Annotated in this window: 13 protein-coding genes; 11 read left to right on the forward strand and 2 right to left on the reverse strand. The window is 44.1% G+C overall.

The genetic code is table 11. The features are described from left to right. Nucleotides 1-126 precede the first annotated feature (126 nt). Nucleotides 127-2568, reverse strand: a complete 2442-nt coding sequence (gene sntA / locus ODU41_RS09545; protein WP_398578957.1) for a heme-binding protein SntA — start codon at nt 2566-2568, stop codon at nt 127-129. A 255-nt stretch (nt 2569-2823) separates the two neighbouring features. Here sntA and ODU41_RS09550 point away from each other — a divergent pair, with 255 nt between their 5' ends. From ODU41_RS09550 to ODU41_RS09560, 3 genes are all read left to right on the forward strand, one after another. Continuing rightward, nucleotides 2824-5025, forward strand: a complete 2202-nt coding sequence (locus ODU41_RS09550; RefSeq protein ID WP_014636726.1) for a bifunctional (p)ppGpp synthetase/guanosine-3',5'-bis(diphosphate) 3'-pyrophosphohydrolase — start codon at nt 2824-2826, stop codon at nt 5023-5025. 1 nt (nt 5026) lies between these two features. Further along, nucleotides 5027-5470, forward strand: a complete 444-nt coding sequence (gene dtd / locus ODU41_RS09555) for a D-aminoacyl-tRNA deacylase (protein WP_012027970.1) — start codon at nt 5027-5029, stop codon at nt 5468-5470. A gap of 75 nt (nt 5471-5545) precedes the next feature. Beyond that, nucleotides 5546-5731 (forward strand): hypothetical protein, encoded by a 186-nt coding sequence (locus tag ODU41_RS09560; protein WP_044667479.1) that lies wholly within the window; start codon nt 5546-5548, stop codon nt 5729-5731. A gap of 416 nt (nt 5732-6147) precedes the next feature. Here the strand turns inward: ODU41_RS09560 and ODU41_RS09565 are convergent, their stop codons facing one another. Further along, nucleotides 6148-6807: a metal-dependent transcriptional regulator gene (locus ODU41_RS09565; RefSeq protein ID WP_024411865.1), complete on the reverse strand. Its 660-nt coding sequence runs from the start codon at nt 6805-6807 to the stop codon at nt 6148-6150. Between the two features lie 125 nt (nt 6808-6932). Between ODU41_RS09565 and ODU41_RS09570 the strand changes: the two genes are divergently transcribed. From ODU41_RS09570 to ODU41_RS09605, 8 genes are all read left to right on the forward strand, one after another. Further along, complete coding sequence (locus tag ODU41_RS09570) at nt 6933-7856, forward strand: metal ABC transporter solute-binding protein, Zn/Mn family (RefSeq protein ID WP_024385523.1); 924 nt, start codon at nt 6933-6935, stop codon at nt 7854-7856. A gap of 553 nt (nt 7857-8409) precedes the next feature. Continuing rightward, entirely contained in the window at nt 8410-9180 is a 771-nt protein-coding gene (locus ODU41_RS09575; RefSeq protein ID WP_024385522.1) for a metal ABC transporter ATP-binding protein, read from the forward strand. Then, entirely contained in the window at nt 9173-10033 is an 861-nt protein-coding gene (locus ODU41_RS09580; protein WP_105156566.1) for a metal ABC transporter permease, read from the forward strand. Before ODU41_RS09575 ends, ODU41_RS09580 begins: the two co-directional genes overlap by 8 nt. Continuing rightward, entirely contained in the window at nt 10026-10865 is an 840-nt protein-coding gene (locus ODU41_RS09585; RefSeq protein WP_044772022.1) for a metal ABC transporter permease, read from the forward strand. The genes ODU41_RS09580 and ODU41_RS09585 overlap by 8 nt, the downstream gene beginning before the upstream one ends. Nucleotides 10866-10920: 55 nt before the next feature. Then, a complete protein-coding gene (locus tag ODU41_RS09590) occupies nt 10921-12813 on the forward strand; it encodes a M13 family metallopeptidase (RefSeq protein ID WP_398578958.1) in 1893 nt (630 codons plus the stop codon). Nucleotides 12814-12915: 102 nt separating this feature from the next. Beyond that, nucleotides 12916-15417, forward strand: a complete 2502-nt coding sequence (gene leuS / locus ODU41_RS09595) for a leucine--tRNA ligase (protein WP_398578959.1) — start codon at nt 12916-12918, stop codon at nt 15415-15417. 357 nt (nt 15418-15774) lie between these two features. Then, complete coding sequence (locus tag ODU41_RS09600; protein WP_024389609.1) at nt 15775-16383, forward strand: CHAP domain-containing protein; 609 nt, start codon at nt 15775-15777, stop codon at nt 16381-16383. Nucleotides 16384-16549: 166 nt separating this feature from the next. Continuing rightward, on the forward strand, nt 16550-17338 hold the full coding sequence (locus ODU41_RS09605) for an amino acid ABC transporter substrate-binding protein (RefSeq protein WP_228380674.1): 789 nt from the start codon (nt 16550-16552) through the stop codon (nt 17336-17338). The last annotated feature ends 1 nt before the right edge of the window (nt 17339 follow it).

Below are 17339 nucleotides of genomic sequence, written 5' to 3' on the forward strand. Positions count from 1 at the left end.
TCAGTAACTCGTCAACCACAAAGCCCTCACTAAGATTATACACCTAGTGAGGGCTTTATGTTCGTTTTCATTATTCTGTGGGTGAGGGCGGAGCCATCATGGATGTCTTTCCCACTCCCGATTATTTTAATGTTCTTTTTTCTTAGTCCATGCGCCGACAAAACCAATCAAAGTGAGACCGAGCAGACTAAGCATAGAAGTAGCTTCTCCTGTTGCAGGGAGTGTCTTGGTGCTCGCTTGTGAATGTGGACTAGCCAATTTATGTTGTGGAGCAGGAGCCGGTGGATTTACCGCTGGAAGAGTAATTCGTTGACCAGATTCGAGTACAATATCTTGACCTGTGTTACCTTGATCTGACTGCTGTTCATCTGGAGTCGCTACTTTAGGTTCAGTGTAGACAAATTTGAATTCGCCAAATCCTTCGTTTTTAGCTGAGGCTTGGAGGTAAACCAGCCCTTCTTGATTAGCTACCAATTCTTTCGCACGATCTGCTGTCAAGAAGCGGAGGTCGAGTCCCTTGATGCTATCTGTAAAGGTCCAGTTATTGTCTGCTGTAGGGTTGATAACTTTCTCAGCGATAATATAATTAATGATGGCTTGGCGGTTTTCCAGATTGAGCAAGTAATTGACAGAAGCTTCGCGGACCCCAGGGAAAGTACCGTTTGCACGGTAGTTGTTGGTCACCACGATGAATTCTTGATCAGCTGTCACATCTTGCCCATTGTATTGCAGATTCCGAACTCTGCTGGCAGTTTCGTTGACTACCTTACCGTTACGATCGTATTTATTTGGTTGCGTAATATCGTACTGATAAGTTACTCCGTCAATAACGTCAAAATTGTAAGTGCGGAAATCTGTGTTGACTAGGTTTTGTGGCTCTGTTGAGCTTGGGTCAACTTGGTTGAATTGCCCTGCGGACATTTCCAACCATTCTTTGAGTTGGGCACCGTTGACTTTTAAGATGGCTACAACGTTGTCGTAGAGGTAAAGGTCTGCTACGTTCTTGATGGCGATTGGACCAGCAGGAATGTCTGTATAGGCTGAAGCATCGCCTCGAGTACCAGCCTTAAATGGTGCAGCCGCAGATAGGATTGGTAGATTAGCTTCTGAAGTACCCGCCAACTGTTGTTTTGCATACCAAATCTGTGCATTGTTAACAATCTGTACAGAAGGATCATCTTGAACAAGGGCAAAGAAGCTGTTGATTGGAGCAGTTGTTTCACCGACTTGTTGGCGCACATAGTTGATGGTTTCGTTATGGGCTTCTTTAGCAAGGTCGATGATGCGACCATCTGCTACAGATGATTTTGTATCGATTTTACGAATAGCCGCTTTGCTAGAAGTAGTTGTCCATTTGCCATCTTTAAAGACCAGATTGAGGTCGATGACGCCGAGGTGATCACCGTATTTACCCGCCATGGTGACAGGAGTGCCGTTGATTTTACCATTTGTATCATCCACGCCAGAGTATTTAGCAAAGAAGCTTGGTTTTTCGGCAGTTCCTGGAAATTCTGCGTGGGAGTGACCTGTGATAACCGCATCAACTCCTTTTAGGCTGGCGATTTGGTAACCGACATTTTCCTCGCCGACTTCATATTGGTCATCGCCGATACCTGAGTGGGAAAGGACCAAAACGATGTCTGCGCCATTTTCTCGCATGGTTGGGATAATATCGCGAACGGCTTCAACTGCATCACGAACAATCACTTTTCCTTCTAGATAAGCTTTGTCCCAGTTGAGAATTTGAGGGGGAACAATCCCTGTAACACCGACATTTAGTGTAACCTTTTTACCCTCGGTGTCTGTGAATGTCTTTTTCACAATGGTATAAGGGGTGTAGAGAAAGTCTTTCGTAGTCGGATCGAGGACATTGGCATTGACTAGAGGCATGTTGGCTGTACGAATTACTTTTTCGAGGTAGGCAAGGCCGTAGTTAAATTCGTGGTTGCCAAGTGTGCCGACGTCAAATCCCAGAGTCTCTAAGGCGGCGTACATAGGATGTTGTTCACCTTCTTCAATAGGATCAACGATAGACTTGTAATTTCCAAGAGGAGTACCTTGAATGGTGTCTCCATTATCTACCAATACGACATTTGGATTTTCTTTTTTTGCTTCTTCGATAAGAACAGCTGTTTTTGCTAGACCCAGTGTCTCTACAGGTTTATCCTGGTAATAGTCATAGTTGACCAAGTTCGTATGGAGGTCAGTTGTTGCGAGAATGCGAACATCAACAGTTTGTCCTTCAACAGGCTGACTAGTTTCAGTTGCAGCAGGAGTGACCGTGCGTGCTTCTGAAGTAGTTGTGTCAGTTGTCTCGCTTGTAGGATCACTAGTTTCAGCTGTCTCGGAAGAGCTTGGATTTTCAGCTTCGGTAGTGGCTGGAACAGGAGATTCTGTATTATCAGCTTCCTCTGTGGTGTCAGTTTCAACTGGTACAGCCTGACTTGCTTCTGTTGAAGAAGCTGGAGTTGTGTTGAGAATCTCTTCGGCTTGAGCTAATTTTGGATTGCTTGCAGCTAAGAGAGCTAGTGTGAGCGCTACGGCACACTTACTGAAACGAAAATTCATAAGAATCCTCCATTTTCTTTTTGTAATAATCTTCTACAATCATTATACAGCTAAGAAATGCAAAAATCAAGACTAATTCTGAACGTTCGTTTGAAAAATGAGTGAAAACAACAAGAAAACGAAAGAAAACAAGAACGTTCGCTGAATCTAAACTTGGTTTGAATTGCTTGTAATTAGTAGTCTTATGTTAGATTCCTTTTTCTTTTTTCGTGAAAATGGTAGAATAGTAGGAAATATAAGAGGAAGAGTAGAGATATGAAAGAAATTAACTACACTGGGGAGGAAGTGGTTGCCTTGACAGCCACCTATTTACCGGAAGAAGATGTTATATTTGTCAAGAAAGCTTTGGATTTTGCGACAGAGGCACACAAGTCTCAATTTCGTAAATCGGGCGAGCCCTATATTGTACACCCGATCCAGGTAGCAGGTATTTTAGCAGGACTCAAGCTGGATGCTGTGACGGTTGCCTGTGGTTTCTTACATGATGTGGTTGAAGATACGGATGTAACCTTGGATGATATGGAGGCTGAATTTGGACCAGAGGTTCGCCATATTGTCGGCGGTGTGACCAAACTGGGTAAGGTTGAGTATAAGTCACATGAGGAGCAGTTGGCTGAAAACCACCGCAACATGCTGATAGCCATGTCCCAAGATATGCGGGTCATTCTGGTTAAACTGGCAGACCGCCTTCACAACATGCGGACTCTTAAGCACTTGCGCAAGGACAAGCAGGAACGTATTTCACGTGAAACAATGGAAATCTATGCACCGCTTGCCCACCGTCTAGGTATTTCTTCTATCAAGTGGGAATTGGAAGACATGTCTTTCCGCTATCTCAATGAGATTGAATTCTACAAGATTACTCGAATGATGAGCGAGAAGCGTCGTGAACGGGAAGAGTTGGTCAATGAAGTTGTTGATAAGCTAAGAGACTATACAGAAGAGCGTCATCTACATGGTCAGATTTACGGTAGACCCAAGCATATTTACTCTATCTATCGCAAAATGCACGATAAGAAAAAGCGGTTTGATCAACTCTATGACTTGATTGCCATTCGTTGTATCATGGATACTCCGAGCGATGTCTATGCTATGTTAGGGTATATTCATGAATTGTGGAAACCTATGCCAGGTCGCTTCAAGGACTACATTGCCAACCAAAAAGCTAACGGCTACCAGTCTATTCATACTACGGTTTACGGACCGAGAGGTCCAATCGAGTTCCAAATTCGGACCATGGAAATGCATCAGGTGGCGGAATACGGGGTGGCAGCTCACTGGGCTTACAAGCGTGGTGGCAAGGCAACTGCTAGTGAAAAAGAGTTGCGCTGGATTAACAACCTGATTGAACTCCAAGAAGGGGCTGGGGATGCGCAAACCTTTGTAAATTCTGTCAAGGACGATATTTTTACAGAACGTATTTACGTTTTCACGCCAGATGGTGCGGTGCGTGAATTGCCCAAGGACTCCGTACCGATTGACTTCGCCTATGAAATTCATACCAAGGTCGGCGAGCGGGCGACAGGTGCCAAGGTCAACGGCCGTATGGTGCCTCTGACGACCAAGCTTAAGACAGGCGATCAGGTGGAAATCATCACCTCAGCCAACTCTTTCGGTCCAAGTCGTGACTGGGTCAACTTGGTTAAAACTCACAAGGCTCGCAATAAAATCAAGCAGTTCTTCAAGAATCAGGACAAGGAATTGTCTGTTTCAAAAGGGCGTGAGATGCTTCAGAACCTACTCCAAGAAAATGGCTACGTTCCCAACCAATACCTGGACCGTCGTCACATGGATGAGGTCCTGCAAAAGACCAGCTATAAGACCGACGAATCCCTTTTTGCGGCAGTTGGTTTTGGAGAAGTTTCTGCCATATCAATCTTTAACCGTCTGACAGAAAAAGAGCGTCGCGAAGCTGAGCGGGCTAAGGCCAAAGCTGTCGCGGATGAATTGGTCAACGGTGGCGAAGTCAAACACGACAACAAAGATAGTCTGAAAATCCGTCACGAAGGTGGCGTGGTCATTGAGGGGGCATCAGGCTTGCTGATACGGATTGCCAAATGTTGTAATCCAGTACCTGGCGATGAAATTGTCGGCTATATCACCAAGGGGCGTGGGGTAGCTGTTCACCGTGTAGACTGTATGAACCTCAAGAGTCAGGAAAACTATGATGTTCGCTTGATTGATGTGGACTGGGAGGATGAGAATTCGACCAAGGAATACATGGCAAACATTGACATTTACGGTCTCAACCGCTCAGGACTGCTCAATGATGTTCTCAAGGTTTTGACCAATGCCAGCAAGAACATTTCCTCGGTCAATGCCCAGCCAACCAAGGATATGAAGTTTGCGACCATCCACGTTTCCTTTGGTATTTCCAACCTGGCAACCTTGACCAGTCTGGTGGACAAGATTAAGTCGGTGCCAGAAGTTTACTCAGTGAAAAGGACCAACGGATAAGATGAAAATTGTACTACAACGTGTATCACAGGCCAGTGTGACCATCGAAGGAAGTATCCATGGGCAAATTGAACAAGGGCTTTTGCTCCTAGTCGGTGTGGGACCAGATGACAGCCAGGAAGACCTGGACTATGCTGTTCGAAAAATTGTCAATATGCGGATTTTTTCAGATGAGGCAGGCAAGATGAACAAGTCTGTTCAAGATGTGGCGGGCAAGATTTTATCCATTTCCCAATTTACCCTTTTTGCGGATACAAAAAAAGGCAATCGCCCTGCCTTTACAGGAGCGGCAGCTCCTGCCCTAGCCAGCCAACTCTATGATGCTTTTAACCAGGCCTTGTCGGCCTTTGTGCCTGTTGAAGTGGGCGTTTTTGGGGCGGATATGGCGGTTAGCCTGGTCAATGATGGGCCGGTGACTATTGTTTTGGATACGAAAAATAAGTAAAACTTTTGGCAATGGTATGTACTCTATTTGTGTATTTTGATATACTAATATTGAAAAATAAGTATGGAGGCTGCTATGAAAAAATTGCTCACAAATCATTTCTTTTATTTGACGATTGCCTTTCTTTTGATTTTGGTGATTTACTTTAGTGGAATAGATAAACGTTGGATTATTTTGGCAAGTTTTCTTTATTTCATTCCATCGCAGATTTTATACCGTCGTCGCCTAAAAGAGCGACTCCAAGAAAACCAGCCCAAGTAGGCTGGTTTTTTCGACAATATTGGTTATTTGAAAACAATGTGCTATAATAATGTTGTTTCAAAGTGGTAGTTTATGCTTTGAAGTTAGGATGAGGTGAGCGAGAATATGAGAAAAATTTTTCAAGACCTTAATCAAGAGTATCTGGAAACCAGAAGTTCAGTTGGAGAAGATTGGCTGGAGTGGGTTATCCAGAGAAAGATGACCTGGGGCATGCGGTGGGGGTTGGTAGGGATTCTCATGTTTGTCTTGCAGCCTTTAACCTATAACCCTCACTTTCTATTGGGCTGTTTTTATATAGGGTTCCTACTATGGTTAGTGTATGTATGTGGGCAACTATTTTTTGCAGCCAGATCTATTTTCCGTAATTTGAAAAAGAGGTAACTATTTATTTTAGAAGAAAAAATCGCTCAGCTTGTTTAGGCTGGGCGATTGCTTTTTTCGATGAATAATTGTTGAGCGATGGCTGTTGGGACGGCGAGCTCTTTGTCCTTGTACTGGATGGTGATGGTTTGGGCAAAGTGGTCGAAGTCTGTGACGGTTAGTAAATCGCCGACAGCTAATTCATGTTGTTCCAAGTACTGAAGGAGTTGATAGAAGTCATGGATACGGACAAGCTGGTAGTTCCCTGTCTCAGTTAGCTGTGACAGCCGTGTCTGGTAGCGTTCGATGAGCGGTTGTCCTGCTTGAGGAATGCTTCCCCCGTGAGGACAAGTTTGAGGCTGTTCCAGTAGCAGGTCTAGGCGATTGATAAAGTGATCTGAAACGGTGTGTTCTAAAATCTCAGCCTCTTCATGTACTTCTTCTGGAGAGTAGCCAAGTTGCTCAACTAAGAATACTTCAATCAAGCGGTGTTTGCGATAGAGGTTGGCTACCATTTCAAGGGCGGTTTGGCTGAGGAGATAACCTGCCTTGGCATCCTTAGAAATGAGCTCTTCGGCTACCATTTTTTTGAGCATTTCGGAAACGGCTGGTGCGGAGAAGGCCATCTTCTCTGCGATGAGTTTATTGGTAATTTTTTGGTCTAATTGACCCAGTTCATAAATACATTTTAGGTAATCTTCTTTGTTTGGTGTCATGAGAACTCGCTTTCTACTGAAACTATTATATCAAAAAATTTAAAAATCAGTTGACAAAACGATTTTTTTAGCTTAATCTAATTATATAGTTAGGTATGCTTAATAAAAATAAAAGGAGAACCTATATGAAGAAAATATTGTTCAGTTTTGCTCTGCTATTGTCCCTAATAGGGCTAGGAGCTTGTCGTCCATCGCAAACCACAGAAGGCTCTAGCAAGCCAAGAGTGGCTGTGACTACTTCCTTCCTCAATGACATGGTCTATCAGTTGGCGGGTGATGAGGTGGAACGTGATTTGCTGATTCCAGCAGGAGAAGACCCTCATTTGTACGTAGCCAAATCTAGTGATTTATCAAAATTACAAAAGGCTGACCTCGTTCTCTACCACGGTTTGCACTTTGAAGGTAAAATGGTTGAAGCCTTGGAAAAGACTGGAGTAGCAGTATCTAAGAACTTTAAGGCAAAAGACTTGAATACGATGGATGAGGATGGAGAAGAGATTGTCGATCCGCACTTCTGGTTTTCAATTCCCTTGTACAAGTCAGCTGTAGCGGTAGCTTCAGAGGAACTACAAAAACTCTTACCTGCTAAAGCTGAGATGATTCAGAAAAATGCAGAAAAATACCAAGCGCAGCTAGATGATTTGCATGCCTGGGTAGAAAAAGAATTAAGTGTGATTCCAAAAGAAAGTCGCTATTTGGTAACACCACATGATGCCTTTAATTACTTTGCTGCTAGTTATGACTTCACTCTCTATGCTCCTCAAGGCGTGAGCACCGACTCAGAAGTAGCTAACAGTGACATGATTGAGACAGTTAACCTAATCATTGACCATAATATCAAGGCTATCTTTACAGAGTCTACAACTAATCCAGAACGCATGGAGAAATTGCAAGAGGCAGTAAAAGCCAAAGGCGGTCAGGTTGAAGTTGTTACTGGCGAAGGTAAGGAGTTATTCTCAGATTCTTTGGCACCAGAAGGTGAGGAAGGGGATACCTTTATCGACATGTACAAACATAATGTTAAACTGATGGTTAAATATCTGAAATAGTACAGGTCGAACGGACTTACTATTCAATGAAGACTAGAGATATTACCGAAGATAGAGTTGATAGGTACCAATATGAGGGATAATCAATTGTTTCGAGCACAAGCAGTATAGGACTCTTTCTATTGGAGGTGGCAACGCTTGGGGGAGGATAGGCGTTAGTAGCAAATCACACCAGTTATTGAGGTCCTTGACTAGAAATACTGTTTGTAGACCTCGGTGCTGTTGGTTCACAGCGAGACATTATATATCAGTAGTCTGTGCGTGAATAGGGATTTCAAATGAGTAGTAAAAAGGACTCGGTCTAGGTCGAGTTCTTTCCGTTTTTGGACCATTTTTAACAGATTGATAAACATACGATCGAAGGAAGCATTGGTGCTCTACGAAAATCAAATTTATGTACTGATGTGTTGAAATAAGCGATGTATAGGGTTTGCCAGCAATTTGTTGGTACGGTATCTTAATCTTATCGACTTTCTCAGCTTGGTAGGTTGGTCTGATTTTGATTTTCATTGAGTATGAATGAGGTATATCATTTTTAAAAATAGGAGGAAATATGTCAGCAATCATTGAATTAAAAGATGTCAATTTAGCATATTCAGCCAGCCAGACCATGGCTTTAGAAGATGTCAATTTGGTGATTCCCAGAGGGAGTCGGACGGCTATTGTTGGACCAAATGGTGCTGGGAAGTCCAGTCTATTCAAGGTCATTTTGGGGTTGGAAAAACCTGACACAGGACAGGTTCGCTTGCTTGGTCAGGAGGCAGGTCTAGAGAGGTTGATTGCTCAAAAAGTAGCCTATATTCCCCAGTCCAGTCAAGTAAACTGGCAATTTCCTGCAACAGTTTTTGAAATTGTTCTGATGGGACGCTTCGCTCATAGTAAGGGGATGTTTAGAAGACCGACTAAGGCTGATAGACAGATTGTTGAGCAGGCTCTAGAACGGTTAAAAATTGCAGATTTACGCCATCGTCAGATTGATCAGCTTTCAGGTGGGCAGCGTCAGCGGGTATTTTTAGCGAGAGCCCTGGCACAGGAAGCAGAATTGTATCTTATGGATGAGCCTCTAGCAGGGATTGATCAGGCAACAGAAATCATGATCATGGATATGCTCAAGGAGTTCCAATGTGAAGGGAAAACTTCCATTGTCATTCATCATGACCTAACGACGCTGGATGCCTACTTTGATCACCTTGTTTGGCTTCATAAGCATGTGATTGACTCTGGTCCGATGGATGAGACTTTGACAAGCGAGAATTATCAGGCGACCTACGGCATAGGAAATGGGCTGTTTCTAGGAAATGCCAAAGGAGGCAGTCATGTTTGAGGTTTTCAAAGAGTATTCTTTCTGGACAGTTGCTTTAGGGACCGTCAGCCTAGCTGTGGCAACCAGTACTATCGGAAGTATATCTGTTCTTACTAAACAGAGTTTGCTTGGGGATGCTCTTGGGCATGCTTCTTATCCTGGAGTGATTGTCTCTTTCATGATTTTTCAGTCGCGACAACCTCTCTACTTGCTGTTAGGAGCAGTGTTGTCAGGCTACCTTTCTTATGCACTTGTCCATTGGCTGCGTCGAAAAGGTGGTCACAGTCTAGTCAATGCCCTTTCATTGGTGTCTGCTTCTTTCTTTGGTTTGGGAATGGTCTTGAAAAATGCTATTCAGGGAAATGAAGCCTTTGCAGGGGCTTCCCAGGCTGGATTGCAAACCTATCTATTTGGACAGGCAGCCTTTATTCAGCTGGATGATGTGATACTCATCGGAATTATTTCTCTATTGGCTTTGGTATTGTTTGCTTTCTTTTATCAAGACTATAAGCTATATCTGTTTGATCAAACTTTTGCAAGGGTTATTGGTGTTCGTGTAAAGTACTTGCAGCAGTTGACGATGTTTTTGATGATTTGCCTAATTGCAGTAGGATTAAAGTTGGTCGGAGCTATTTTGATGAGTAGTTTTTTGATTGCACCAGCTGTCTTTGGCTTGATGCTGGGAAAATCGTATCACAAGAGTCTGTTACTGGCAGGAATCGTTGCAATTGGGTCGGCTTTCGTAGGGACCTGGATTAGCTCCAGTGTATCTGGTTTGTCGACCGGACCGACTATTATCGTCTGTCTGACAGGTCTGACCCTGTCTGCATTTGTGTATGTTACCTATGTCATAAAGGAGAATGGTCGTGTTTGAAGTATTACTCATTTTGATGGTTATTGCTAGTTCTTGTGGCTTGCTTGGCTCGATACTGGTTGTAAAAAATCAATCGATGCTGGCAGATGCACTATCGCATTCTGTCTTGCTTGGGATTGTTCTGGGATTTTTTATTAGTCATAGTTTGGATTCGCCGTTACTAATAGTTGGTGCTAGTCTGTTTGGGTTATTATCGGTTCTTGCCATTGACCGTCTGCATAGTCGAAAGATAGCGCATGATGCCGCAACAGGTCTAGTTTTTTCTTTCTTTTTTGCGGTGGCGGTTTTGCTTATTTCTCTTTTTGCTCGCAATGTTCACTTGGATGTGGATCTGGTTTTGCAGGGGGAAGTACTTTTTGCTCCGCTTCATCGTATGGATGTTCTAGCCTGGTCATTCCCTGTTAGTCTGGTCAAGTCGAGTTTGGCTTGGTTGGTTATCGTTCTATTTTTTGCTTGGGCTTACCATCGTTTACAAGTATACCTATTTGACAGCAACCATGCTCGTTTGTCTGGCTTACGAACAAGGATGTTAGAAATGGTTATTTTGATTCTAGTTTCCTTAACTACTGTTCTGGCCTTTGAAGCGATTGGCTCGATGACTGTTATTGTTTTCTTGGTGGCACCAAGTATGGCTGCCCTACGTTGGGTCAAATCCTTTTGGCAATTGCTTCTTTTAGGGCAAGGTATCGCTATTTTAACGGTTGTGCTAGGTTTTTTAGTGGCCAATCAACTGGATTTAACCATGTCAGGGACCTGTGCCGTTGTCAGCCTTCTTGTGGTTTGTTCGAGTATTATTCTAAAAAATACTTGGTCACGGTCATCTGATAAGTGAAATTGTCAGAATTTTTTGTTATTATAGTCATTAAGAAAGACAAAGGAGAAAATCAATGACACGTTTACAAGATGATTTTTACGAATACGTCAATGGTGAATGGGCAAAAACAGCCGTGATTCCAGACGATAAGCCAAGAACAGGTGGTTTCACGGACTTGGCGGATGAGATTGAAAAGCTCATGATTGACACGACAAACGCATGGTTGGCTGGTGAAAATGTCCCAGAGGATAGCGTTTTGCAAAACTTTGTGGCTTTTCACAAACAAGTAGCCGACTATGAAACCCGTGACCGTTTGGGGGCAGAACCTGCCCAGGCCTTGATTGCAGAGTACAAGGCTCTCAACTCTTTCGAAGAATTCACCAGCAAGTTGGCAGAATATGAGTTGGCAGGCAAGCCAAACCTCATGCCTTTCGGTGTGGCACCTGACTTTATGGACGCGACCACCAACGTCCTCTGGGCGGACTCTCTAGGCATTATCCTGCCAGATACAACCTACTATGAGGAAGGGCATGAAAAAGGAGCAGAGTTGCTCAAAACGTGGAGAGAGAGCCAAGAAGCCCTCCTGCCTAAGTTCGGCTTCAGTGATGAGGAAATCAAGGATCTCCTAGATAAACGTTTGGAACTAGATGCCACAATTGCCAAGTATGTTCTATCAAATGAAGAAGGTTCTGAGTACGCCAAACTTTACCACCCCTACGAGTGGGCAGATTTTACTGCCTTGGCACCAGAGTTGCCTTTGGATGATTTCTTCACAGCGATTTTAGGTCAAACGCCAGACAAGATTATCGTGCCTGAGGAACGTTTCTGGCAGGCTGCCAAGGACATTTACAGTGCGGATAATTGGGAGCTTTTGAAGGCGACCTTGATTTTGAAAGCGGCTGGCGCCTATACTGCCTTCCTGTCGGATGAAATTCGCATTCTAGCAGGAGCCTACAGCCGTGCTCTTTCTGGTACACCGCAGGCGCAAAACCAAGAAAAAGCAGCCTATAACTTGGCACAAGGCTACTTTAACCAAGCCCTCGGTCTTTGGTATGCAGGAGAAAAATTCTCACCAGAAGCCAAGGCCGATGTGGAAGCCAAAGTTGCCAAGATGATTGAGGTTTACAAATCTCGTTTGGAAACGGCAGATTGGTTGGCTCAGGAAACGCGTGACAAGGCCATTGTCAAACTCAATGTTATCAAGCCTTACATCGGCTACCCAGAAGCCTTGCCAGAGCGTTATTATAAAAAGATTGTTGACCCAAGCAAGTCCTTGGTGGAAAATGCTATCGAACTAAACAAGATTGACATTGCTCATGGTTGGAGCAAGTGGAACAAGCCTGTGGACATTAAAGAATGGGGCATGCCAGCTCACATGGTCAACGCCTACTATAACCCGCAGAAAAACTTGATTGTCTTCCCAGCGGCCATTTTGCAGGCGCCTTTCTACTCGCTGGAGCAGTCTTCATCAGCTAACTACGGCGGTATCGGTGCGGTTATTGCCCACGAGATTTCCCATGCCTTTGACTCAAACGGTGCTTCCTTTGATGAGCATGGTAGCCTTAATAACTGGTGGACAGAGGAAGACTATGCTGCTTTTGAAGCCCGTACCCAGCAGGTCATCGACCAGTTTGAGGGTCAGGATTCTTACGGTGCCAAAATCAATGGTAAGTTGACCGTGTCAGAAAACATTGCTGACCTTGGTGGGATTGCAGCAGCCTTAGAAGCAGCCAAGTCAGAGGAAGACTTCTCCGCAGAGGAATTCTTCACTAACTTTGCTCGCATCTGGCGAATGAAGGCTCGTCCTGAGTTTATGCAGATGTTGGCCAGTGTCGATGTCCATGCACCAGGTCATCTGCGTACTAACATTCAGTTGCCAAACTTCGATGAATTCCATGAAACCTTTGGCGTTCAAGAAGGCGACGGCATGTGGCGTGCAAAAGAAGACCGCGTGATTATTTGGTAAAAATGGGAAAACAGCTAGTGAAAACTGGCTGTTTTTGTCTTTCCCAATTCCCCAAAAACGTGATATAATAGTAAAGATAATTTATTGACATGGAGAAATGATATGAGCTTCTACAATCACAAGGAAATCGAGCCCAAATGGCAGGAATTTTGGGCAAAAAATCATACTTTTAAGACGGGAACAGATGCGGACAAGCCAAACTTTTATGCCCTAGATATGTTCCCTTATCCGTCTGGTGCGGGCTTGCACGTTGGTCACCCAGAGGGTTATACTGCGACAGATATTCTCAGCCGTTACAAGCGTGCCCAAGGCTACAACGTTCTTCACCCAATGGGTTGGGATGCCTTCGGTCTGCCAGCGGAGCAATACGCTATGGACACGGGAAATGACCCAGCTGACTTTACAGCGGAAAATATCGCCAACTTCAAACGTCAGATTAACGCCCTTGGCTTTTCTTATGACTGGGACCGTGAGGTCAATACGACTGACCCTAACTACTACAAGTGGACCCAGTGGATTTTCACTAAGTTGTATGAAAAAGGCCTGGCCTACGAGGCAGAAGTGCCTGTCAACTGGGTAGAAGAATTGGGAACAGCTATCGCCAACGAAGAGGTCCTTCCTGACGGAACATCTGAACGTGGTGGCTACCCAGTTGTCCGCAAACCAATGCGTCAATGGATGCTGAAAATTACAGCCTATGCAGAACGTCTGCTCAACGACCTAGAAGAAGTTGATTGGCCAGAGTCTATCAAGGACATGCAACGCAACTGGATCGGCAAGTCAACTGGTGCCAATGTGACCTTCAAAATCAAGGATACAGACAAGGACTTTACTGTTTTCACAACTCGTCCAGATACCCTCTTTGGTGCGACCTACGCTGTCCTTGCTCCTGAGCATGACTTGGTTGATAGCATTACATCGCCTGAGCAGGCAGAAGCTGTGGCAGAGTACAAACGCCAAGCTTCTCTTAAATCAGACCTTGCTCGTACAGACCTTGCCAAAGACAAGACAGGTGTTTGGACAGGTGCTTACGCGATTAACCCTGTTAACAACAAGGAAATTCCAATCTGGATTGCTGATTATGTCCTTGCAAGCTACGGAACAGGTGCCATCATGGCTGTTCCTGCCCACGATGAGCGTGACTGGGACTTTGCCAAACAGTTTGGTTTGGACATCATTCCAGTTTTGGAAGGTGGCAATGTAGAAGAAGCACCTTACACAGAAGATGGTCTTCACATTAATTCAGACTTCCTAGATGGTCTCAACAAGGCTGACGCCATTGCTAAAATGGTGGCTTGGTTGGAAGAAAATGGTCTCGGTCAGGAGAAAATTTCCTATCGTCTCCGTGACTGGCTCTTCAGCCGTCAACGTTATTGGGGTGAGCCGATTCCAATCATCCACTGGGAAGATGGCACTTCCACAGCAGTACCTGAAAATGAGTTACCTCTGGTATTGCCAAAAACCTCAGACATCAAGCCTTCAGGTACAGGGGAGTCACCACTTGCTAACTTGACAGACTGGTTGGAAGTGGTGCGTGAAGACGGCGTCAAAGGTCGCCGTGAGACCAACACCATGCCACAATGGGCGGGTTCGAGCTGGTACTACCTCCGCTATATCGATCCGCACAACGATGAGAAATTGGCAGACGAAGAGCTTCTCAAAGCTTGGTTGCCAGTGGACATCTACATCGGTGGTGCTGAGCACGCGGTCCTTCACTTACTTTATGCTCGCTTCTGGCACAAGTTCCTCTATGACCTTGGCGTTGTACCGACCAAAGAGCCATTCCAAAAACTCTTTAACCAAGGGATGATTTTGGGAACTAGCTACCGCGACAGCCGTGGTGCCCTTGTAGCGACAGATAAGGTTGAAAAACGCGACGGTTCTTTCTTCAACATCGAAACTGGTGAGGAGTTGGAGCAGGCACCTGCTAAGATGTCTAAGTCTCTTAAAAACGTGGTTAACCCAGATGATGTGGTCGAGCAATTCGGTGCGGACACTCTCCGTGTCTACGAGATGTTCATGGGCCCACTTGACGCTTCGATTGCCTGGTCAGAAGAAGGTCTCGAGGGCAGCCGTAAGTTCCTTGACCGTGTTTATCGCCTCTTGACGACCAAGGAGCTTGTGGCGGAAAATAGCGGAGCGCTTGATAAAGTTTACAATGAAACTGTGAAGACGGTGACAGAGCATATTGAAGACTTGAAATTCAACACGGCTATCGCCCAGCTCATGATTTTTGTCAACGCAGCCAACAAGGAAGACAAGCTCTATGTTGAATACGCTAAAGGCTTTGTCCAACTGATTGCCCCATTTGCACCACACTTGGCAGAAGAACTCTGGCAGGGTCTGACAAACACTGGCCAGTCAATCAGCTACGTCGCATGGCCAACATATGACGAAAGTAAGCTGGTAGAAAGCGAAGTGGAAATCGTTGTCCAAATCAAGGGTAAAGTAAAAGCTCGCTTGACCGTAGCCAAAGACTTAGCACCAGCTGAACTTGAAAAAGTTGCCCTTGCAGACGAAAAAGTCCAAGCTGAAATCGCTGGTCAAACAGTGGTGAAGGTGATTAGTGTACCAAATAAATTGGTTAATATTGTAGTGAAGTAACCAATTTATTTGCTCATTTCCTACCTTCAACAATCTATTCTCAGACTGTTGAAGCCAACCAAACTTGTCAATATCGTTACCAAGTAACGATTGCCTCGTTTGTTTATCTCCAACCTCCAACAGTCTATCCGCAGACTGTTGGAGCCAACTAAACTAGTTAATATTGTTGTGAAATAAATGTAAATAATAAGAAAACGACTTCCGTATTGGAGGTCGTTTTTTTGACAAAAAGTCCGAACACTGTGATTGTTAAGAGATTGCAAGTTATCTGTAATATTTGTTACATTTCTTTAAGCTCTCTGCAAGGATTATCCCTTAGGATAGATAGGGCAGAAAAACACGAAGGAATCAAATATTATGAGTTATCAAATGATAAAAAAACAATTCAAATTGGGACTGTTTACAGCCCTCATAGGAAATCTTTTATGGTCGGGAATGGTGAATGTCAGTGCAGATGACACAGTTATAAGCGATAGTCCGACAGTATCAGCGTTAACAAAAAAGGTTGAAGCTGCAAAAATAGCAGCCAAAGCTGCTGCAGAAAAAATTGTGGCTGAGAAAGCTGCTGCCGCTGCAAAGGCTGCTTTGGCTACCAATATGGTGTCAGAGGTTGCTGTGGAATATACGGCTAATACCTATCCAGCTGGTCAGTGTACTTGGGGTGCCAAAGAAATGGCTCCTTGGGTTGGAAACTATTGGGGTAATGGTGGAGATTGGGCAGCTAGTGCGGCAGCGCTTGGATATGAAGTGGGAACTACTCCAAAAGTTGGCGCTATTGCTGTATGGACAGATGGAGGCTACGGTCATGTTGCCTATGTAACAGATGTGGCAGCTAACGGTCACATTCAAGTTAAGGAATCAAACTATGGTGGAGTATACTACCCAAGTAATGTCCGAGGTTTCTTTGATCCAACAACAACTAGCGAAGGAACAGTCAGCTATATTTACCCACCAGCTGGAGTATAATTAATATGAGATATAAAGACCGAGTAGGTCTTTTTTTATGCTCCGATACTTGATTAAAATTTTTAATGTCTCTGATAGAAAAAATATATTGGCTGGAAATTGTTATTCATGATACTATTGTAAAATCTGAAAAAGAAAGTGTGTTTTAATTATGAAGAAAATAGCTATGTTTACAAGTTTATTGTTTGCGGGTATCGTGTTAGCAGCCTGCAATTCATCTGCAGGTACATCGAATAGTACAGACCAAACCCTCTTGTCACAAATTAAGGAAGAAGGCGTCATTCAAATCGGTACTGAAGGTGCCTATGCTCCGTACTCTTATCACGATGAGAGCGGAAAATTGGTCGGTTATGATGTAGAAGTAGCCGAAGCTGTTGCTGAGAAATTGGGTGTCAAGGTGGAATTTGTTGAAACAGAATGGGATTCCATGATTGCAGGTTTGGATGCGGCCCGTTTTGATACTATCGCTAACCAAGTCGGTATTACAGATGAGCGTAAGGCAAAATACGATTTTTCAACACCATATACATACATCTATGGAGCCTTGGTGACGCAAAAAGATAATACTGACATTACAAGCTTTACAGATTTATCTGGTAAAAAATCAGCCAACAGCTTGACAAGTAACTGGGCAGATTTGGCGCGTGAAAATGGTGCAGAAGTTGTCGGTGTGGATGGATTCTCTCAGGCAGTTGAATTGTTAAATACAGGGCGTGTGGATGCTACCATCAATGACAACTTGGTGTACTTGGATTATGTGAAACAACATGCTGATGCACCGATTAAGGTTGTGACCTTGACGGATGACGTATCGACAACAGCCTTCCCAGTTGCAAAAGGAAATGAAGATCTTGTGAAAGAGATTGATGCAGCCTTGGCAGAATTGGCTAGTGAAGGAAAATTAGCTGAAATTTCAAACAAATACTTTGGTGAAGACGTATCAAAAGCTAAGTAAT

Origin of the sequence: Streptococcus sp. 2022WUSS083, assembly GCF_044427155.1 — a bacterium.
GTDB lineage: Bacteria > Bacillota > Bacilli > Lactobacillales > Streptococcaceae > Streptococcus > Streptococcus hashimotonensis.